The following is a 22516-nucleotide window of genomic DNA, read 5'->3' on the forward strand; positions in this document are numbered from 1 at the left end:
CAATTATCACTAAATGAAACCGACCGATAAAAAATCTTGGCGTTACAAACTTCACGAAATTATTTATGAAGCAGATACTCCATTAGGGAAACTTTTTGACATTGTATTGCTTGTTTTAATTTTAGTAAGTGTGATAATCGTGATGCTGGAAAGTGTGCGAGCTATTGATGCTCAATTTCACAAACTCTTCTATATAATTGAATGGGTTATCACAATATTTTTTACAATTGAATATATCGCCAGGGTCATAACCGTTAAAAAACCAAAGCACTATATTTTTAGTTTCTATGGAATTATAGATTTACTTTCCACGATTCCGCTATACCTTTCATTTATTTTGGCTGGAAGTTCCTACTTTTTAGCTGTAAGGGCATTGCGATTATTGCGGGTTTTCAGGATTTTAAAAATCACACGATATGTTGGTGAATCCAACAAATTAGCAAAAGCACTAAAGGATAGTAGAGCGAAAATATTAGTTTTCCTTTTTGCCGTTTTGATTATCGCAACCATAGCGGGAACGATGATGTATTTAATTGAAGGTGAAGAAAGCGGCTTTGTAAGTATACCTGTTAGTGTTTACTGGTGTATTGTAACCCTTACTACAGTTGGTTTTGGGGATATTGCTCCTGTTACACCTCTTGGACAATTTTTAGCCACAATTATTATGATCATGGGTTATGGAATTATTGCAGTTCCCACTGGGATTGTTAGTGCAGAATATACCAAAAGCCTGGACAAAACGGATGTTACGAGTAAAGATTACGTTCACGTAAATACACAAGTTTGTCGAAATTGTGGCGCGCAAAGACATAGAGACGATGCAGATTTCTGCCACAAATGTGGTTCAGATTTGCACCCAGAAAATAATCGTGAAGCCTAATGTTTTCATCAAAACCAGTACTTATCTGCGTTGTGGGTGCTACTGGCATTGGCAAAACGGCGCTGGCAATAAAACTTGCCCAAGCTTTTTCTACGGAAATAATTTCAGCAGATTCTAGGCAGTTTTTTAAAGAAATGAGCATTGGCACAGCCGTTCCTTCCAAAGAAGAATTAAAAGCTGCTCCACATCATTTCATTCAAAACATTAGCATTTTTGAAGAGTACTCCGTTGGTGATTTTGAACGGGATACCATTTCTTTTTTGAAGGATTTTTTTAAAAGAAAAAATATAGCAGTTATGGTTGGCGGATCTGGACTTTATGTTGATGCTGTGGTGAAAGGTTTGGATAATTTTCCAGAAATTCCTTCAGGAATTCGAGAACAATTGAATCTTGAATTAATTGAAAATAGTATTGAAGCTCTTCAAAATGAATTAAAAATAGCAGATCCCTCCTATTTTGAAAAAGTTGATATTCACAATCCACACAGATTGGTTCGTGCTTTAGAAATTTGTCGTGGCACAGGAAAACCATATTCTTCATTTCTTAAAAAAGAAAATACTGCCAGAGATTTTGAAACCATATTCATTGGTTTAACTGCGGCAAGACAGCTAATTTATGACCGAATTAATACTCGCGTGGACCAAATGATTGAAGCTGGTTTAATTGATGAAGCAAAGTCACTTTTTCCTCACAAAGAAAAAAATGCTTTGCAAACCGTGGGTTATCGTGAAATCTTTGAATATTTTGAAGGAAATATTTCAATAGAAGAAGCCATTTCAGAAATTAAAAAAAATACACGCAGATTTGCCAAACGCCAAAACACTTGGTTTAAGAAAAATGAAGCTGTAAATTGGTTTGATTTTGATGGTGACCCTTCAACTATAATCAATTTCATAAAAGCAAAAAACGCCCTTTAGAGGCGTTTTTTACACTTATCTTAAACCTTTATTAATTGTCAACTTCAGCTTTAACTACCAAACGGAAGCCTTCGCCGTGAATGTTTACAATCTCGACGCCATCATCTTTGCTTAAATATTTACGAAGTTTCGCGATATAAACGTCCATACTTCTTGAGGTGAAATAGTTATCATCTCTCCAAATTTTGGTTAATGCAAGTTCTCGAGGCATCAAATCATTTTTATGAAGTGCCAAAAGACGCAATAATTCGTTCTCTTTTGGTGAAAGCTTTATTGGGGTTTCTTTGTTGTAAGTCAAAAAACGAAGTTTGGAATTCAAGTGAAAATTACCAACTTGAAATTCAAATTGCTTACTGTCTGCGATTGAATCTGTAGCTTTTCTTTGAATGATTGCTTTAATTTTCATTAGAAGCACTTCACTGTCAAACGGTTTGTTTAGATAATCATCTGCTCCAACTTTGTAACCTTTAAGCACGTCTTCCTTCATCGCTTTTGCGGTTAGGAAAATGATTGGCACGTCTTCGTTTTTCTCACGAATTTCCTTCGCCAAAGTGAAACCATCTTTATAAGGCATCATTACATCAAGAATACAAAGATCGAAATCGTCTTTTTTAAATTTTTCAAAACCTTCCATCCCGTTTTTTGCGTGTGTAACGTTATAATCATTCATGGCAAGGTAATCTTTTAGTACTGTTCCGAAGTTCGGATCGTCTTCTACTAGGAGTATTTTTTTGTTTTCAGTTTCCATAATTTTAAGATATTAAGTGTAATTTTAGTATAAATGTGCTGCCTTTTCCTTTTTCGCTTTCTACGAAAATTTCTGCATCGTGGTCATCCAAAATGCGCTTTACGTAAGCGAGTCCAAGGCCGTGACCTTTTACGTTATGAATATCACCGGTATGTTCCCGATAAAATTTTTCAAATATTCTTTTCTGAACTGGTTTGGTCATTCCCATACCTTGATCGCGTATTTTTAGGATGACACTGTTTTTTATGTTTTCTGAATAGATGTCAATTTTTGGCTCGTCTTCAGAATATTTTATAGCATTGTCTAGCAAATTCACGATTACATTACTAAGGTGCGACTCATTGGCTAAAACTTCAGACTGAAGTGCTCCATAATGTGTCTTTACGTAACCACCTCTATCTTCAATTATCAAACTAACGTGCGAAATGGCATCTTCAACAACATCTTGCAAACTAACACGCTCTTTTGGCAGGTCTAACTCATTCTTTTCAAGTTTCGAAATTCGCAACACATTTTCAACCTGTGCGTGCATGCGCTTGTTTTCTTCCCGAATCATTCCCAGATAGCGCTCTAAAAATTCCTTATTATCCTTTACTTTAGGGTTTTTAAGTGAGTCCAAAGCAAGGTTAATTGTTGCTATTGGTGTTTTGAACTCGTGAGTCATATTATTTATAAAATCTGTCTTGATCTGAGATATTTGTCGTTGCTTATAAATCTGCGAAATGGCGCTTGAATAAGCAAGTATTATAACCGCAGTAAAAACCAACGATAAAATTGCCATTCCCAAAATACTGTTTAGCACCAATTTTTCCTTTTCAGGAAAATTCACATAAAGTTCATAATTGGTTTTGTTATCACTTTCAAAAAGAGGAACGAAATAGGTGCTTTCTTCATTATATTTAAAATTCTTTGAACGTACTTTTGTTTCGAGATTATTGCTATAAATCGCAAATTCAAATTTTGAATTTAAACCTCGTTCCTTTAATTCATTATCAAGAAGCTCAGTTATCTCACTAGCATTCACTCTTTTATATATAGGTGTGAAAGCCGTTATATTACTTACAAAGTTCTCAAACTGCTTTTGTTCATAATCTTTCATTCTAGAGAAAGATTCCACCCTCGTATCGGGAACCACCGTTCCATCCATACCATTTGTTATAATGGTTTGGGTTTTTCGGTTTGTTAATTTCTTAAATTGGATGCTGTCTGCATCAGCATCAATTAAACCTGCTGAAAGTTTGTAATCCTGTTCCAAAATTCCATCAGTGAAAATATAGGTTTCATTGGTGGCTTTATTCTGAAATTTATAGGCTAACTCAGTAAAACTAACATTATCAGGAACTTTTATACTATCAACATATGGTATATAAAGTTGATAATATGTCTCAGTCTCTCTAAGTTTTATTTCCTTAGCAACAGATAAAAGAACTTGTTTTGCATTTATGGTAAATTGGTCTGCCTTCGTGCTGTATGCGTTTGAAATCCAATACCCCTGAACAAATACTATCCCTAATAAAGAGAGGCTCATGAGTGCTATGAGCAAGACGAATAGCTTTTTATTCATATATCAAAAGTAAGATTTTAACATTTAGCTAGTTGTCCATTTAACCAAATGTTAACAGAATGACGAAGACAACCGTAGTAAGGGTTCAGATTAATGAACGATGAATTGCTTCCACCCTCTTTCGAGTATCTTGAAGGTTTATGTTGTCAATAATTAGATCTGCCAGTTTTTGCTTTTTTTCATCGCTCCATTGGTTTTTCATTCGCTGTTCAATTTCAACGGATGAAGCATTATCTCTTTCCATAACACGACTAATTCGAACTTCTTTGGGAGCCGTTACTAAAATAACCAAGTCACAATTTTTGTAGCGGCCGTTTTCGAAGAGTATGGCAGCTTCCTTAATTACATAAGGAGATTTCTGTTTTGAAACCCACTTTTTAAAATGCGCGACAACTTTTGGATGGATTATAGCATTCACACTTGCCAAAAGCCCTTTGTCATTAAAAATTTTATCCGCAACAAACTTTCGGTTTAGTTCCTGGCCTACATAAGCATCTTCTCCTAGTAAATCAATTAGTTTACGCCTAATTACTTTTGACGAATTCGTTAGTTTTTTCGCTTCAATATCTGCTATGTAAATTGGAACACCTAAATCCTTAAACAGCTTCGCCACAGTGGTTTTTCCGCTGCCAATTCCGCCCGTAAGACCAATTATTTTCACTTGAATATTTTTTTTACGGTTGAAGTGTTATTTAAAGATAAAAAAATCAATCTTCTTTGGATCGAAGACTAGATTGCGAATCTTCTGAGGCTTTTTCTCTAGAAAGGGTAACATAAAGTTTTCATCCTTATTTCTTTGAGAATAATCACAAACCAATCTAAAATTTTCTTTGGAAATTTTGGTAAAGTCATTCACAGAAACATCAAAAGTAACAGTTACCGTTTGTGGCACTAGCTTAAGGTCCATATCTGGTGGCAAGTTGATAACTTCAACAGGCAGCGTAAATTGTCCTTGAGAAAATTCTGCTACCTCCATAGCTATCTTTACCTTTTCTGGCTTTATAGAAACAATTTCACCTCCAGGGCTTACAATCTTTGTAGTTACCGAAATATTCTTCTCAACATCTTTTAAAGAAATAATCTCTGTATTGATTGTATTTATATTCTTCAAACTTCCCGAAGGTCCGGAAATAGTAATAGAATCTGGTACAGCCTGAATACTGTCCAAAGGTTTAAATCCGTTCTTAAAAGTAATATGTGTCTTTGGAATAACGCGTACCTTCTTCAGAATAATGGGATCCAACTGAACATTCAACGCGTCTACTGAAAGATTTTTGATGCCCAAATTTCTGTTGAACTTGGAAGAAACCATCCGCAAAAGTTCGTTTTCTGAAATCTTGAAACCGTTCTTATCCTTAGAATAATATTTACCAACAGGAACCGTGATTGTAGGTTTTTTGAATTTATAAAAAAGAATCTCAAATCCGTTTGCCGTAAGATCGAAATTAATTTCACGTGTATTGTTCTCTGAAAGTGCTGTGGTTTCAGGGACATTTTCGTAATTAATCTTGGCAGTCATCGTAGAAGTAAACTCCCTACTAAACTTGGTTAGAACCCAAAAAATTGATGCTACCAAAAGAAAGAACAGAAAGCGGTTCACTTTCACATTCTTACTATTTTTAAAAAATCCCTTGGACATAGCGGTTTGTTTGATTTTCAATAAAATTAACTAAAAAATAAAGAGGGAAATTGTTTCTGTGGATCTTTCTTTAGAAGTTTTATGAAAATACTAGATTTCAAAAAAGCCATCCCATATCCAAAAAACTGAATAAAGACAGCTATTACGGAAAGGATTCCTATATAAACACTTTTATTTTTTATTGAAGAATCTATCAATATTAGCAATAGATATAAAAGTATCGGAATTAAAAATAAAGTTGAAATAAGAATAGAAAGCAGTATTGAACAGACTACAAAAAGCACAAATAGCGTTGGAAACCAAAATGTAATTTTTGCTGCGGAAGGATGCCATTTATTCAGAATTGGTCTAACTAAACCGAATTTTTTTACTTGTATATAAAACTTCTTCCACGAAATGCGTCTTTTATGATACACAAAAGCATCAGGAAGAAATGTGGTTTTGTATCCAGCCTTCAAAATACGTTGCGACAGATCTGGATCCTCCCCTGGATGAATTTTGGCATAACCACCAGTTTTTTCAAACGCTTCTTTTGAAATTCCCATATTGAAACTTCTCGGTTCAAAACGATTGATGCTGGTTTTACTCCCGCGAATTCCTCCAGTAGTAAAAAAAGAAGTCATAGTGTAGTTTATTGCTTTTTGTAAAGGCGAAAAACTTTTATGCGCCGCATCTGGACCACCAAAACAATGGTAAAATGTATTGTTTAAGAATGAATCCACAGTTTTTAAATAGTGCCTGGGTACTATACAATCTGAATCAAGAATAATAAAATAATTACCCTCAGCGTGTTCCATTCCAAAATTACGGGAAACTCCGGGACCTGAATTCTCTTTAAAATAGTATGAAATTGATAATTTATCTGAAAAATGATTTACAACTTTTTCAGCGGTTTCTGTGGAACCATCTTCTACCAAGACAATTTCAAAATCTTGGGTAAAATCTAAATTCGCAAAACTTTCCAAAAGTTCCATCACTTCTTGCGGACGGTTGAAGACAGGAATAATAAAGGAATAGATTCTTTGCATCGTGCAAAGTTAGCTAAATAAAAAAAGCCACCCACTTTCGTGGATGGCTTTTAATATTAATTATAAAAACTTAGTTTTTCAATACTCTAAAAGCAGCTGTTTGACCAGCAACAGTAACTTGCATAATGTAAGTTCCAGTTTTTAAGCTTGAAATATCAAGATCAGATGTAGTAGCTCCAATTTTTGAGCTCATTACATTTTGACCTAACATATTGTAGATAGCAACTGTATCTATGTTGTTAATAGATTTCAAAGAAAGAACACCAGATGTTGGGTTCGGAGCGTAAGAGAAACCTTCAAGTGCGTTTTCAGCGATACCTACAGCAAGGCTACCTTTGGCAGAAGACCAACCTACTTGGTCAGCACCTCCGTTGAAAAGACCTATTACTGTAGAAGATCCAGTTAAAACATCAACTCTTCTCCACTGAGACTGGAATGCCCCACTGTCAAAAGCTGAAAGATAAACGAAACCAGGGTCACCGTCAATCCAAGTACCTCCTTGTCCAAAGTTAGCGTCAAATCCTAGTGGGCCAATTGGAGAGGCAGTACCACTTGCTAAATCAACATAGTAAAAGTTATCATCTGCAATATCGTGGCTATAGCCATCACCATTAGCATCAATCATTAAAGAGATTCCTCCGGCCATACCTGTCAATCCTATAGTAGTAGCTGTAAGAGCACCAATATCTATAGTTGATAAAGTAGTAGCAGTTAAAGCACCATTAACTGAAATAGCATACAATGTTCCAGAGATAGGATCAAACTCTGCACCCGACCATTGATTTCCTCCAGGAGCCAAGATAGTTCCAAGGTTGGTATAAACGCCTGTAGTAAGATCTACACTGTAGAAAAGTCCGCCACTGTCTAAAACATAAGCAGTAGTATCATCATTAGGATCAACTGCACCAGCATTTTCGAAAACCGGTGCTGGAGAAGTCCCTAATGTTGTAAATGCAGCAGGATCTGCTGGATCAAAAGTAATTATGCTTGAAGTAGTGTTGTTAGCTCCAAAGCAAACTGCAGGACCACTACCACCGCCACCAATTGGATCAGTTCCGAAAGCTAAATTACCAAATAACTCGCCTGCATCTGCTTCGGCCTGTATTTCAATTTTTCCAATTGCATCGTCAGATATCAATCCTATAAAATTTTCTGTATTTGCAGTATTTGAAACGGTAAAGGTATCCATTAAAGTACCGCCCATATCGTAAACGCGAATGTCGGCATTACCTACACTATCAACAAACAAATCCATTCCAACAGCGTATGCGCCATCAGGAGAAAAGTTAAGAACGGTTGTATCTGCAAAGGTATTTGCTCCAACTAGCGTAGAAGTATTACCAATTGCACCTGCTCCAATATATATAGTGTCACCTCCCGATGATGCGGTTATACTAAAGCCATCTTCAAGTTCGCCTGCAGCAAAACAGCCGTCGCCTCCACTACTCATTACAGGGCCACATGCTAGAATAGAACCAGCTCCTGGTCCACCTGAAAAATCTTCATTAACCAATGTTCCTGTGTAAGCACCTTCAAAAGTAGGACGATCGGTATACGCTATAATAGCCATAACACCTCTATTACTCTCAACATCTGAAGCTACTTTATAATTCAATTGTATAGCTTGCGTGTTTCCAGTTAAAATAAAATCTCCAAAACCTGATCCATTCACGTTCTTAGCATATTTTACAGTAGCTGAAGTTGGAGCATTTTTATTTAAGTTAAAATAATTATGCAAGGTCTGTTGTTCCTGCTTAGTAAAATAAGCAGACAAATCTCCCGCATTAGTACCTATTTGTGATAATCTGTTCAATAAATCATCAACAGTAGAGGAGGATTGAACATTTTGAGCTGCAACCATTCCCGAAAGACCGATTAAGCAAACTAATAACAATGTAATTTTTTTCATAATAAAAATTGTTTTAAAGGTTAAAATCTTTTAATCATTGAATGTAAAGGTATTCAAAAATAATTAACTTCAAAAAAGATTATTAAAAAAAAGCCACCCACTTTCGTGGATGGCTTTTAATATTAATTATAAAAACTTAGTTTTTCAATACTCTAAAAGCAGCTGTTTGACCACCAACAGTAACTTGCATAATGTAAGTTCCAGTTTTTAAGCTTGAAATATCAAGATCAGATGTAGTAGCTCCAATTTTTGAGCTCATTACATTTTGACCTAACATATTGTAGATAGCAACTGTATCTATGTTGTTAATAGATTTCAAAGAAAGAACACCAGATGTTGGGTTCGGAGCGTAAGAGAAACCTTCAAGTGCGTTTTCAGCGATACCTACAGCAAGGCTACCTTTGGCAGAAGACCAACCTACTTGGTCAGCACCTCCGTTGAAAAGACCTATTACTGTAGAAGATCCAGTTAAAACATCAACTCTTCTCCACTGAGACTGGAATGAACCGCTGTCAAAAGCTGAAAGATAAACGAAACCTGGATCACCGTCAATGAAAGTTCCACCCTGACCAAAGTTAGCATCAAATCCTAGTGGGCCAATTGGAGAGGCAGTACCACTTGCTAAATCAACATAGTAAAAGTTATCATCTGCAATATCGTGGCTATAGCCATCACCATTAGCATCAATCATTAAAGAGATTCCTCCTGCCATACCTGTCAATCCTATAGTAGTAGCTGTAAGAGCACCAATATCTATAGTTGATAAAGTAGTAGCAGTTAAAGCACCATTAACTGAAATAGCATACAATGTTCCAGAGATAGGATCAAACTCTGCACCCGACCATTGATTTCCTCCAGGAGCCAAGATAGTTCCAAGGTTGGTATAAACGCCTGTAGTAAGATCTACACTGTAGAAAAGTCCGCCACTGTCTAAAACATAAGCAGTAGTATCATCATTAGGATCAACTGCACCAGCATTTTCGAAAACCGGTGCAGGAGATGTACCTAAAGTTGTAAATGCAGCAGGATCTGCTGGATCAAAAGTAATTAAGCTTGAAGTAGTGTTGTTAGCTCCAAAAGCTACAGCTGGATCACCAGGACCGCCACCAACAATGTCACCGAACAATACGAATGGCATTCCTTGAGGAGTACCAGAACCAGTATCGATAGCTGGGTTATAAAGACCTGAAGCACCGGTGTATTGTAATGCATTTCCAGTTGTAGCAGTTCCAGTAATTACGATTGGTGGAGCCCAAGGGCCAGAAGCACCAGAACCTTCAAAAGTATATTCTATCCAATAAGTACCAGCTGTCAATGAAAGACCAGTAGTATTGGCAGTAGCTGTTTGAATTTTTCTAGATGTATCGCCAGGAGCGCTTTCCAATTGTCTTAAAGCACCTGAATCAGCAACATTATCTAAAACATTAGTAACAAGGTCTCCCCAAATTACGCTAGCACCGCCACCGCTTGGATCACCATCCCAAACTTGCACATATAATGCAGTTATTGAAGGAGGGGTTGCTCCTGTTTGGTAAGCATATACATCCACAGAGGTAATGTCATAATCAGCAGTAAGTGTAAAATCATCAGCCATACGGTTGTCAGCAGTGAATTGAGCTCCAAATCCATATAAGCTCATTAATAATGACGCATCTTGTAATTGACTAACCGGTGGAGGACCAGGAATGTTAAAGTAAGGACCATTGTCGTAAACAAGTGCGTTTGGTGAACGATAATAGTATGTTCCAGTAAAAGGAACTTTTGCATTCAGATCTAGAGATATCTCAGAATTTGAAGATACTCCAGTTGTTTCGCCTACTACATTAGCAAGATTAGCATTGTAATAAGCAGCTGGTAAAACTACGGTTTGATTAGAAACAAAATAGCTTCTAAGAGTAGCTTGTTCTTCTGAAGTAAAATAGGCAGATACATCACCTGCATTCGTACCTATTTGCGACAATCTGTTCAACAGACCATCAACATCAGAGGATGTTTGGGCATTTTGTGCCGTCATGACTCCTGAAAAGCCAATAAAACACGCCAATAATAATGTAATTTTTCTCATTTGATTAAGATTTTATAGTTAAACTGGTATAAAACTATTGTAAAAAACTGACACTGCAAAAATTTTAGCCCTAAACTTTTCTCTTTTACTTATTAAAATTAAAGAAAGCATTTAAAGGAAATAGGTCTCGTTATCCATCTATCTATAAATAAACCATTTAACTTAAAAATAAGCTATATTACAATTTAAGTAAGATGTAAAAAAAGAAACATTAAGTATATTATAAAACTCTTTTAATCAATCATTTAAATCAATTTTCAGTAAAGTTCTTTTTAATAGGTAAATTTCTTTTAGCCAGATTTAGAATAAAAATTTCAAATTAAAATTCCAAAGATACTTTCACATATCCATAAAAAAGAACCACCCGCAAATTGCGGGTGGTTTAAATTAATAACTAGAATCTAAAAAACTACTGTTTCAGTACTCTAAAAGTACCAATCTCACCGTTCACAGATACTTTCATTAAATAAGTACCAGTGTTAAGACCAGAAATGTCAACTTGTGAGGTTGTAGCATTCACTCGTTTCTCGATTACGAGTTGCCCAAGAACGTTATACAACGATACATTATCGATGTTTTCAACACTCTGAAGGTTAACGATACCATTGGTTGGGTTCGGGTAAAAACTGAAACCAGCAAGAGTATTGTCAGAAATACCAAGACCTGTTCCATCTATCATAATATCCGTTACAGCACCAGTGTTCAATACGAACACATAATATGCTTGACCGGCTAAAGTGAATATGGAAGCAGAAGTTCCTGGAGCACATTGATTATTATTTTGTGCAACAAGGGTAAGATCTGTTTCTGTAGCATTCTCATTCGGTGCAGTATAGAATGTAACTGAACTAGCACCTCCAGGAGTTACTATAGTTGCATTAGCTGTACCATCCTTGAAAGGAACAAAGTTATACCAAACACCATTTGCTCCTGTAAGATCACATCCCGCTGGGTTACCATTTTCCATAGTAGCCGCTGGCATGTTTACTTGAGGATCAGTGTAAGGGAAACCTATTTGATCAACATCAATAGAGTTCACGATCATATCATTTGGTGGAGGGTTTGGAGTACAAGTAACATCTAAACTAAAGTTACCAGTTGCACCACCAAAACTATGTATAAGAATGTAATACTGTGTGTTTCCATCGCTCGCAAATGTAATTTCCGATTGAAGTCCACAAGAATCATCATTTCCATCAACACAAACGAGTGCGGAACAAGAACTACCGCTATAAACTGAAATCTTAGAATCAAAATCAGTTGCTGCGCATAATGATATTGTAATATCACCTGGCATTCCGCTGTTATCGTTCAATTTGTACCATACTCCAGGAGATGTAATGGCTGGACCACAAGCTGGAGCAGTAGAATCAACTGTTGCATCAATTGTAGTTCCTGTTATTGAATCACCACAACTTACAGCTATAGCACCGCTACAATCATCATTGGCAAGACCACCACCGCCACCAATTGGTGCGCAGTTTCCTTCCCAAATATAAACTCCATCTACAAGTGGATCTGGAATAGCCCAAACTGCGTCAAAATTAGCAGTTGGAAGTCCTACTGCGCTTGAAGAGGTAACAACCCAGAATACACTACCTGTACCGCCGCCGTCTGTAACGGATAGCTCAATCCAGTAAGTAGTTTCTGCACCTGCCTGACCAGCAAACAAGAATGGTGCTACAGTCATTTCAACTTCATTAACATCAAAACCAAAATTAGTTCCAATAACAGCTTGACTATCTATGGTAACTGAAGCCTGAGAGCCTATAACAGCTCCAGGAAGACCTGCAGCATCAGCGTAATAGTTAACATCAACATTTGCAATTCCACCATTGGCGAAAATACTTGCAGTAATATTAGTAAGTGTAAAGTCAGTATCTGCAGCGACAGTAACGTCATTAGCAGTCATAAAGGCACTTGCTGAAGAACAGTTATAACCATTTTCGAAAGTGAAGTCATTAGGGTTCTCTTCAGAACAAAGACCACCACCGCCGCCGATTGGCGCGCAGTTTCCTTCCCAAATATAAACTCCATCTACAAGTGGATCTGGAATAGCCCAAACTGCGTCAAAATTAGCAGTTGGAAGTCCTACTGCGCTTGAAGAGGTAACAACCCAGAATACACTACCTGTACCGCCGCCGTCTGTAACGGATAGCTCAATCCAGTAAGTAGTTTCTGCACCTGCCTGACCAGCAAACAAGAATGGTGCTACAGTCATTTCAACTTCATTCACATCAAAACCAAAATTAGTTCCAATAACAGCTTGACTATCTATGGTAACTGAAGCCTGAGAGCCTATAACAGCTCCAGGAAGACCTGCAGCATCTGCATAATAGTTAACATCAACATTTGCAATTCCACCATTGGCGAAAATACTTGCAGTAATATTAGTAAGTGTAAAGTCAGTATCTGCAGCGACAGTAACGTCATTAGCAGTCATAAAGGCACTTGCTGAAGAACAGTTATAACCATTTTCGAAAGTGAAGTCGTTAGGATTCTCTTCAGAACAAAGACCTCCACCGCCGCCAATTGGCGAACAAGTACCATCAAATGTATAAACACACTCTAATGTAGGGTCTGTTACAAAACCTAATACTCCGTCATCATAACTAAGACCAAATCCTACATTTCCTGCAGTAGAGTCTTCCCAGAAAACATTACTAGCATCAGTTGCTTCTAAAGATAATCCTACCCAATAGGTAGTGTCAGATCCAGTTGCGCCAGGAAGATTAACATCAGTGATGTCAAGAACTACATTCCATGCAGCAAATCCAAAAGCGGCACCAATTACGGTTTGAGAATCTGGAACAACACTTGTTTGAGACGTTACTAACGCTCCAGGTTTACCTGTACCATCGTCCTCATAAATAAATACATCTACGTTTGCAGCATTTATTCCCGCGCCAGTGGCTCCAATAAAAGCTGTAAAAGCAAGATTCTCTAACATAAAGTCCTCACCGTCTGCAACGATTACATCAACTGCTACAACACGGCCAAGAGGTTTAGTAAAACTTTTTCCATTTTCAAAATTGTTGCTTGGGGCTGCAGAAGTACAAGGACCTCCTGTCCCACCGCCGCCAATTGGCGTACAAGTACCATCAAATGTATAAACACATTCTAATGTAGGGTCTGTTACAAAACCTAATACTCCGTCATCATAGCTAAGACCTAAGCCTACATTTCCTGCAGTAGAGTCTTCCCAGAAAACATTACTTGCATCAGTTGCCTCTAAAGATAATCCTACCCAATAGGTAGTAGTAGAACCAGTCGCACCCGGAAGATTAACATCAGTGATGTCAAGAACTACATTCCATGCAGCAAATCCAAAAGCGGCACCAATTACGGTTTGAGAATCTGGAACAACACTTGTTTGAGACGTTACTAACGCTCCAGGTTTACCCGTACCATCGTCCTCATAAATAAATACATCTACGTTTGCAGCATTTATTCCCGCGCCAGTGGCTCCAATAAAAGCTGTAAAAGCAAGATTCTCTAACATAAAGTCCTCACCGTCAGCAACGATTACATCAACTGCTACAACACGGCCAAGAGGTTTAGTAAAACTTTTTCCATTTTCAAAATTGTTGCTTGGAGCTGTAGCAGTACAAGGACCTCCTGTACCGCCGCCACCGCCAGCGGTCACATTGATAGTATAATCTTCAGCTTGGCCAAAACCTGAGCCTGGAATACAAGAATCCGTAGCATATATAGCTTGGAATCTTTTAATAACTCGCATTCTAGTAGGACCAGCGGTAACGCCAGATGGAACTACAATGTTTCCTGTAGCCTGTTGACCATCTGTACCTGTAGAACCAATAATGGTGCCTATTTGATAACGCTCACTAGCATTATCTAATACCCCATCTTGATTCCAATCGATAAATACAGTAAAACTATTTGTAAAACCTCCACCTGTATTACCTTCCAAAGCAATAGAATAAGACATTCCTTCTTCCATATCACCACTAACAGATGTAAAATCTTCGTGTGCTGGTGAACCATCTAATACAGGATCACTTATATTGCTAATACCAGCAACTTCAACCAAGGTAATTGGTTCAACTCCTGAGTTAAACTCAAGTGGTCCGCAATATGGCTCTGGGAAAGGTCCGCCACCGCCTCCAGCAGCAACTATTTCTACATCCCATCCAAGCCAGTTTACAACAGTACTTGAATGAAAAAAGAAAAAGAAGTTTCCACTTGTAGCGGTAAATGATGCTGAACCATTAGAGGCAATCATATTCGCTAAGGTCTTGTCTCCAGTGTTCGCACCTGTAGCGCTGTTATCATAAAGTACAGTTCCAGTTGCATCAGTACCATCATATATTCTCAAATAATCGAAAGTACCGTTTACTCCAAAATCAAGAAACTCGATTTCAGTAACGCCAGCTAGTGTTGATTGGGTATCACAACCACAGTTTGGATAATTGCCCGCAGCACCATCTGTATTTGCTCCACCTGGTCCTCCTGGGTCGAAGAAGTTATCTCCAGTGGCTGGGCTAAAGGTTTCAGTAGCACCAGCTGTCGGGATAATATCTGCTAATGGATTTCTATTAGCAATTACAACAGGAGATACCCTATTAGAAGGCAAATTGGCTTGATATAGTTGATCTGCCAATATTTCTTCTTGATCCGTAAGGCTCATAAATAATCGAGGCGCCTGTTGAGTTCCAAGATCTTTTAGATTACTCGCTGCTCCCTGCTTATCGCTTGGAACTACAACTCTTTGTTGATTTTGTTGTTGATTTTTAATAACCGGCTTACGTTCGCCAGGACCTACTAAGTCTGTTTTAGCGGATCGTTGGCTCTCAGTTAACACAACAGCTTTTTTATTTTGCTGTTGGTTATAATGAATAGGATTATCTATCCCTTTCTTCTTTACGCTAAAATCAGCCGGGCTGGCAGATACGTTTGAAGGAGCAACAGCTTTTTGCTTTTGCTGTTGGTTGTAATGAATGGGGTTGTCCACCCCCTGCGTTTTTACCGTAGATCGCTGTCCAAAACTGACAGCAAACACTAAGAGTAAAACTAGTAATGTAACTTTTTTCATAATTAATTATATAGTTTAGTTAATAATTCACTAAAAGTATTTAAAAAAATGTTAATAACAAACTTTTGTCATATTTATCTTAACCAATTTCATTGTTCATTAATAACTTTTATCGGAGACAAGGTTTTTCTATTATTTTCAATTTTTAAACTTTTAAGGCGTATCGATTTTAATTAAAATATGTTTTAAACCAACCTATAGAAAACATCAATATAAAATCACTGGTCTTTCGTAAAATATCCATTCAGTATATAAAAAACCACCTGCATCTGCAGGTGGTTAAACTGAAAAGAATGATGAATGCTAAAAAATACTTACTGTTTTAGAACTCTATAAGTTCCAATTTCTCCATTCACTAAAACTTTCATTAAGTAGGTGCCAGTTTTAAGAGCTGAAATGTCAACTTGTGAATTTGTTGCATTAACACGTGTAATAATTACCATTTGCCCCAGAACATTGTAAATTTTTACATTCTCAATATTCTCAGCGCTTGATAAATTTAACAATCCGTTAGTTGGGTTTGGATAGAAAGAGAAGTCCTGCAAGTCGTTCTCACCCACACTGACTGTATTACAGCTATATGTTCTAAATGTATAATCAAAATCTGGGAAAGAGCCATAGTCATTGGCAAATACATTTCCATCAGGATAAGGATTAGCAAGAGAACCCGCAACACAAGGTAATGTAATATCCCCATCAATAACTATATAATATGTTGTACCAACGGTTACACTTACCACGGGATCCCAAAAAACATCTGCCCAGGCAGTACCATCGGTTTGGCTGGTTCCATTTGCTAGCATAGTACCTCCGGCATTTGGCAGACCATCCCATAGCGAAAGATTAACATCAAGACCAGTAGATGGATCTGTAAACATAATCCCTGCTCCGGCAGCATTTGGTTGAGTTGGTTTATAAGACTGGGCCAATCCACCTTGATCAATTAATGCCATACAAGAGTCATTAACGTCTTGATTAACTTCAATAGCTGTATTTGTGCATGGACCGCCACCGCCACCAGCACTAACAATTTCTACATCCCATCCTCCATAGTCAACTACTGCAGTTGCATGGAAGAAGAATAAGAAATTACCAGAACCAGCAATAAAAGATGATGATCCGTTAGACGCTATCATATCTGCCAAAGTAATGTCTCCATCATTTGGACCGCCTACACCATTATCATATAATAATGTGCCAGAAGCATCAGTTCCATCATAAATTCTTAAATAATCAAAATTTCCAAAAACACTGAAAAATTGAAAATTAATTTCACTTACTCCTGCTAGTGTACTTTGCGTATCGCAACCACAGTTTGGATAGTTTCCTGGAGTTCCTGAAGTACTGCTACCTCCTGGACCTCCTGGATCGAAGAAGTTATCACCCGTTGCTGGATTAAAGGTTTCAGTAGCACCTGCAACTGGAATAATATCAGCCAGAATTCCTCTTCTGCTAATACTTGCGTTGTCTAAAGGGGATGTTACGTTCGCCCTAAGAGCATCAGCTAAAATTTCAGCATTGTTGTTTGCAGTAAGATTCTTTGGAGCTACATTTTGAATAGTAGCTTTCTTCTCCACAATCTTTGTATCCGTACCAGTTGGTGCCGTTGAGGATCTGTTTTCTTGAGCATTAATCGAAAACGTTAGTAATACGAATAAGCACCCAAGGAGTGTAGTTTTTTTCATGTTTCGTTAATTTTTAGTTAATAATATATTAAAAATACACAAAAAAATGAAGATGTAGAAATATTTTGACACTTACTTTAAAATATTCATAAAAAAATCCTGACCGAATAACTGGACAGGATTAATATTTTTTTGAAATTGTATGAGATTATACTATTTCCCTTCTACAAATGCTTGCATCACGCCATCACTAACGCCCATGTTAGAGAAACCTCCGTCATTATATAAATTCTGAAGGGTTACGCGTTTCGTTAAATCGCTAAACATTGCAATCGTATAATTGGCGCAATCCAAGCCAGTGGCGTTACCCAATGGTGACATTTTATCTGCATAACTGATGAAACCATCAAAACCTTTTACACCTTGACCAGCCGTAGTTGGTGTTGGAGATTGCGAAATAGTGTTAACTCGTACCTTTTTATCTCTTCCGAAAAAATATCCAAAACTGCGCGCAATACTTTCTAAATATGCTTTGTTATCTGCCATATCATTATAATCTGGAAAAACGCGCTGTGACGCCATATAGGTAAGCGCTACGATGCTCCCCCACTCGTTCATTGCATCTTTTTGATAAAGCACTTGCATGGTTTTATGAAAAGATCCTGCAGAAATATCCCAACCTTTATGTGTGAAATCGTAATTCTGATTGGTGTAATGATTGCCCTTTCGAACATTTACAGACATACCAATTGAGTGCAAAACAAAATCCAGTTTGCCTCCCAAAATTTCAGTCGCCTTGGTTACCAAATTTTCCAAATCTTCCAAACTTGTAGCGTCAGCTGGTATGACCTGAGAATTTGTTTTTTCAGCAAGTTCATTTATTTGGCCCATTCGCAATGCTATTGGTGCATTAGTAAGAACAAACTTTCCACCTTCTTCGTGAATGCGCTCTGCGGTTATCCACGCTATGGAATTTGCATCCAATGCCCCAAAAATGATTCCTCGTTTTCCTTTTAATAAATTATAAGACATATTTTTTAGTTATGAGTTGTGAGTTATGAGTTATGAGTTCAGCTAAAGTTTACGTTAACGTTTTCAAAATTAAAAAAAGTAAACATTATAATGAATTTTGAATTCTATAAAGTAAAGATACATTTTAATTCAATAATTCCTTTGCATTTGCAATTGCAGCTTCCGAAACATTTTTGCCACCTAGCATCTGTGCTATTTCCGTGATGCGTTCTTCATCTTCCAAAACTCTTAAATGCGTGGTGGTTACATCGTTTAAATCTTCTTTGTACACTTTAATATGATAGTCACCTTTTGCTGCGATTTGCGGTAAATGAGTAATGCTTAAAACCTGCATGGATTTGCTCATTTTGTACATTATTACTGCCATTTTATTTGCTATTTCACCAGAAACACCAGTGTCAATTTCATCAAAAACTATAGTTGGTAATTTTTTATATTCAGCTAAAACCGCCTTAATTGCAAGCATTATTCGGCTCATTTCGCCGCCTGAAGCCACTTTTTTTAAGGGTCCAAAAGCCAAACCTTTGTTTGCTGTGAACAATAATTGTAATGAATCTGTTCCATTACCTTTAAAATCTTCGGAAGGCTTTAGCTCAAATTGAAACCGAGCATTTGGTAATCCTAACGGCAACAGCGTTTCTTCAAGTTTTCGTTTTAAAACTGGAATAGATTCTTGTCTCTTTTTATGAAGTTGCAACGCAGTTTTCAATGCAGTTTCTCGTAAGCTATTTTTTTGCTTTTCCAGCTTTCCAATTTGAGAATCTAATCCCAAAGTAATATTTACTTTTTCTTCTAGCATTTCTTCAATTTCGATTAATTCTAAAACCGCTGAAACTGAGTGTTTTTGCTGAAGTTTATAAAGTGTTTGAAGTTTTTCATTTACTTGAAGAAGCATTTCAGGGTCAGCCTCAATTTTTTCTGCTGTGTTGGAAACTTCGTTTGAAATATCTTCCAATTCAATAATAATGCTGTTCAAACGCATCCAGAAATCTTCAAAAGTTTTTGAAAACTCTTTGATTTTTCCTAAAACAATGCGCGCTTCCTTAGCCGTCTGCAAACTTCCTATTTGTTCTTCATCAAAAAGCTTGTTTACATTGGCAAGTGCCTCTTGGATTGCTTCAGCGTTGTTTAAGGTTTCGTAGGTTTCTTCAAGTTCCTGCTGATTCAATTTTTTTAAACCGGCTTGCTGAAGCTCGTTGTGCAGAAAGGTATTGTATTCTAATTCTTTGGAAGCATCCTCCTTTTGAAGTTTTAAAGCAGAAAGTTCTTCAGAAATATTTTTGAAATTTTCAAATTGTAATTTATACGTTTTCAGAAGCAAATCATTCCCAGCCAAAGCATCTATAACTTCCATCTGAAAGTTTTCTGAAACAACTTCCAAAGTTTCATGTTGGCTATGAACGTCTATTAAATATGGTGAAAGCGCTTGGAGTTGCGTTAAAGCAACTGGAGTATCGTTTACAAAAGCTCTAGATTTTCCGCCTGGTAATATCTCCCGACGAATGATTGTTTGCGATTCATAATCCAATTCATTTTCTTCAAAAATAGTTTGAAGTCCATAGTTTTCAATAGAAAAATGACCTTCAACAACACATTTTTTTGAAGCGTCTTTTACGCTACTTAAATCAGCTCTTTTTCCTAACAGAAGTCCCAATGCACCGAGAAGTATGGATTTTCCGGCTCCTGTTTCCCCAGTAATAATTGTCAAACCTTCATTAAAATCCACGCGAATGTCTTCAATAAGCGCATAGTTTTTTATCGCGAGGGTTGTTATCATTTATAGTTGGTAGACTTTAGTTGGTAGAAAGTAGTAATCAAGGTTCAACTCTCAACTTTGAATTTTGAACTTTAAACTTTAAACTTTAAATATTGAATCTAAAACTTTATTTCAGACCAATTACTTCGTTTTGTTGGCGCTAATCTGTTGAGGTTTTCAAGCAATTTAGTAATATCTACCTGCGGACCACCGCTGAAGATGGCTTGAATCTCATCACTTTTCGCATCAAAAAAAGTGCGAACTATATAAGAGTTTGGACGCCTGTCATTAATACCCTTTAGCTTGTTGATAGCATCTGCAATTTTTTGTTTTGCCATTTTCTGATCTGAAGCCATAATATCGATTCCGTCTCGGTGATATTCATACATTACATCGTGAAATTCCTTATAAACAGCCGAAACCAAAGCATCGTTAAAACGATATCTGGACTGGTTGCCATCTGTAGTTTTCCAGCCTGAAAAAGCGCTGGAGGCCGCAGTGTTTGTAATCTGCTTGGCAGTTTCAAAATAAGGTGCTCCGCCATTTAAAACGTAAGTATCTGCATCCAAACCAATAATGGTATAAACGTGAAAAGCAATTACCGAAACAAGATTAGAACCGAAGGTGGTCATATTGAAATTTAAAGGCTCATATTCCTTATAATTAAAGCTTACTTGCTTGTCAAAATAATTATAAACCGGAGTGTTATATGTTGAATTAAAAGCAGGGCGTGACGATTGAATTTGCAATGTTGCAGTAAAAGTATCACCATCATACTGACTCACAACCAAACTCATATTACAGTCTATTCGTTCTTGGTTTTTGTACTCTTTATCTGTCCATTTTGTGTTGTTTACAAATTCGCGCAGCTGAATTTCCAGCGTTTTGAAAATCTGTAAATTGGGCTGTCCGGTCTGTTCAGCATCAATGGAAACGGTACAATTAAGTTCTTGGGCTTGGGTGGAAATCACCGCTGTGGCACATAATAAGAAAAGTAAAATTTTACGCATTTGTCTGTTCTATAATATATTCTAAAATATCTTTAGCTACTTCTTTTTTAGGTTTAACAGGAAAAGGAAGTGTTTTATTGTCTTTGCCAATCAAAGTAATTTTGTTGGTGTCAGTTTGGAAACCCGCCCCCATGTCCCGAAGCGAATTTAACACAATTAAATCTAAATTCTTTTTTTTCAGTTTCAATTTTGCGTTTTCTTCTTCGTTTTGAGTTTCTAAAGCGAAACCAACCAGAAATTGATTTTTCTTTATTTCTCCCAGCGAAGCAAGAATATCCTTGGTTTTGGTAAGATGAAGTGTTAATTCAGAATCTTTCTTTTTAATTTTTTGTATAGCAACTTCTGAAGGGCGATAGTCAGCAACGGCGGCACTTAAAATGGCGACATCGCTTGTGTTGAAATATTCGTGAGATGCGTTATACATTTCTGCTGCCGAAGTAACGCGAATAACTTTCACCAAATCACTTTCAAGTTTTAAAGCGGAAGGACCAGAGATTAAAACAACCTCAGCGCCAAGTTGTGCGGCGGTTTCTGCAATGGCATAACCCATTTTTCCACTAGAATGATTTCCAATGAAACGAACTGGATCTATAGCTTCATACGTTGGTCCAGCTGTGATTAAAAACTTCTTTCCACGAAGCGGAAGTTTTTTTAGAATATCATTTTCTATAAAGGAAACTATTTCTTCAGGTTCCGCCATTCTTCCCTGTCCTACCAAGCCACTCGCTAATTCACCGAAAGCTGCTGGAATTTGAATGTTTCCGAAGCTATTCAACTTTTCAAAAACGTTGTTCGTGGTTGGATGTTGATACATATCCAAATCCATTGCTGGCGCATAGTAAACGGGACATTTGGCAGAAAGGTAGCACGCAAGCAAAAGATTATCGCAAGTGCCGTGAGCCATTTTGGAAAGCGTATTTGCCGTGGCTGGAGCTATTAAAAACAAATCTGCCCAAAGAGCCAACTCAACGTGGTTGTTCCATTTGGGCTCCCGATAGCTCTCGGGATCGTTTTCTTCATTCGTGAAAGAAGAAAACACTTCGTTTTTTGACAGCGTGGAAAGGGTAAGCGGTGTAACAAATTCTTTGGCAGAATGCGTCATCACAACTTTTACATTGGCTCCTTTTTTCACTAGAAGCCTAACTAAAAAAGCTGCTTTGTAGGCGGCAATCCCGCCAGTAACGCCAAGCAAGATGTTTTTCCCGTTCAAAACAGACATAATTTAGTATTCAGTATTCAGTACCAGTGTTCAGTTTGTAGGCTTGCGATTCATCGCGTGCTTTTCAAAAG

Annotated in this window: 15 protein-coding genes; 2 read left to right on the forward strand and 13 right to left on the reverse strand. The window is 37.2% G+C overall.

What is annotated here, in order from left to right:
• Positions 1-13 precede the first annotated feature (13 nt).
• Both AEQSU_RS15870 and miaA read left to right on the forward strand, forming a co-directional pair.
• Complete coding sequence (locus AEQSU_RS15870; RefSeq protein ID WP_014783894.1) at positions 14-880, forward strand: ion transporter; 867 nt, start codon at positions 14-16, stop codon at positions 878-880.
• On the forward strand, positions 880-1797 hold the full coding sequence (gene miaA / locus AEQSU_RS15875; protein ID WP_014783895.1) for a tRNA (adenosine(37)-N6)-dimethylallyltransferase MiaA: 918 nt from the start codon (positions 880-882) through the stop codon (positions 1795-1797). Before AEQSU_RS15870 ends, miaA begins: the two co-directional genes overlap by 1 nt.
• A gap of 31 nt (positions 1798-1828) precedes the next feature.
• On the opposite strand, the gene AEQSU_RS15880 is transcribed toward miaA, so the two are convergent.
• The 13 genes from AEQSU_RS15880 to coaBC form a co-directional block, all read right to left on the reverse strand.
• Complete coding sequence (locus AEQSU_RS15880; RefSeq protein WP_014783896.1) at positions 1829-2545, reverse strand: response regulator transcription factor; 717 nt, start codon at positions 2543-2545, stop codon at positions 1829-1831.
• 4 nt (positions 2546-2549) lie between these two features.
• Entirely contained in the window at positions 2550-4109 is a 1560-nt protein-coding gene (locus AEQSU_RS15885; protein ID WP_042492161.1) for a sensor histidine kinase, read from the reverse strand.
• An 85-nt stretch (positions 4110-4194) separates the two neighbouring features.
• On the reverse strand, positions 4195-4770 hold the full coding sequence (gene coaE / locus AEQSU_RS15890) for a dephospho-CoA kinase (protein ID WP_014783898.1): 576 nt from the start codon (positions 4768-4770) through the stop codon (positions 4195-4197).
• A gap of 27 nt (positions 4771-4797) precedes the next feature.
• Complete coding sequence (locus tag AEQSU_RS15895) at positions 4798-5748, reverse strand: CdaR family protein (protein WP_014783899.1); 951 nt, start codon at positions 5746-5748, stop codon at positions 4798-4800.
• 26 nt (positions 5749-5774) lie between these two features.
• On the reverse strand, positions 5775-6776 hold the full coding sequence (locus AEQSU_RS15900) for a glycosyltransferase family 2 protein (RefSeq protein ID WP_014783900.1): 1002 nt from the start codon (positions 6774-6776) through the stop codon (positions 5775-5777).
• A 70-nt stretch (positions 6777-6846) separates the two neighbouring features.
• Positions 6847-8685, reverse strand: a complete 1839-nt coding sequence (locus tag AEQSU_RS16955) for a T9SS type A sorting domain-containing protein (RefSeq protein WP_014783901.1) — start codon at positions 8683-8685, stop codon at positions 6847-6849.
• Between the two features lie 136 nt (positions 8686-8821).
• Entirely contained in the window at positions 8822-10750 is a 1929-nt protein-coding gene (locus AEQSU_RS16960) for a T9SS type A sorting domain-containing protein (protein WP_014783902.1), read from the reverse strand.
• Between the two features lie 409 nt (positions 10751-11159).
• Complete coding sequence (locus AEQSU_RS15915) at positions 11160-15803, reverse strand: T9SS type A sorting domain-containing protein (protein WP_014783903.1); 4644 nt, start codon at positions 15801-15803, stop codon at positions 11160-11162.
• Positions 15804-16117: 314 nt separating this feature from the next.
• Complete coding sequence (locus AEQSU_RS16315; protein ID WP_169313466.1) at positions 16118-17380, reverse strand: T9SS type A sorting domain-containing protein; 1263 nt, start codon at positions 17378-17380, stop codon at positions 16118-16120.
• Between the two features lie 261 nt (positions 17381-17641).
• On the reverse strand, positions 17642-18460 hold the full coding sequence (locus AEQSU_RS15925) for an enoyl-ACP reductase FabI (RefSeq protein WP_014783905.1): 819 nt from the start codon (positions 18458-18460) through the stop codon (positions 17642-17644).
• A gap of 124 nt (positions 18461-18584) precedes the next feature.
• Positions 18585-20237, reverse strand: a complete 1653-nt coding sequence (gene recN, locus AEQSU_RS15930; RefSeq protein WP_014783906.1) for a DNA repair protein RecN — start codon at positions 20235-20237, stop codon at positions 18585-18587.
• 98 nt (positions 20238-20335) lie between these two features.
• A complete protein-coding gene (gene porD / locus AEQSU_RS15935; protein ID WP_014783907.1) occupies positions 20336-21226 on the reverse strand; it encodes a type IX secretion system protein PorD in 891 nt (296 codons plus the stop codon).
• Positions 21219-22445 (reverse strand): bifunctional phosphopantothenoylcysteine decarboxylase/phosphopantothenate--cysteine ligase CoaBC, encoded by a 1227-nt coding sequence (coaBC, locus tag AEQSU_RS15940; RefSeq protein WP_014783908.1) that lies wholly within the window; start codon positions 22443-22445, stop codon positions 21219-21221. The genes porD and coaBC overlap by 8 nt, the downstream gene beginning before the upstream one ends.
• Positions 22446-22516 lie beyond the last annotated feature (71 nt).

The organism is Aequorivita sublithincola DSM 14238 (assembly GCF_000265385.1).
Lineage (GTDB): Bacteria > Bacteroidota > Bacteroidia > Flavobacteriales > Flavobacteriaceae > Aequorivita > Aequorivita sublithincola.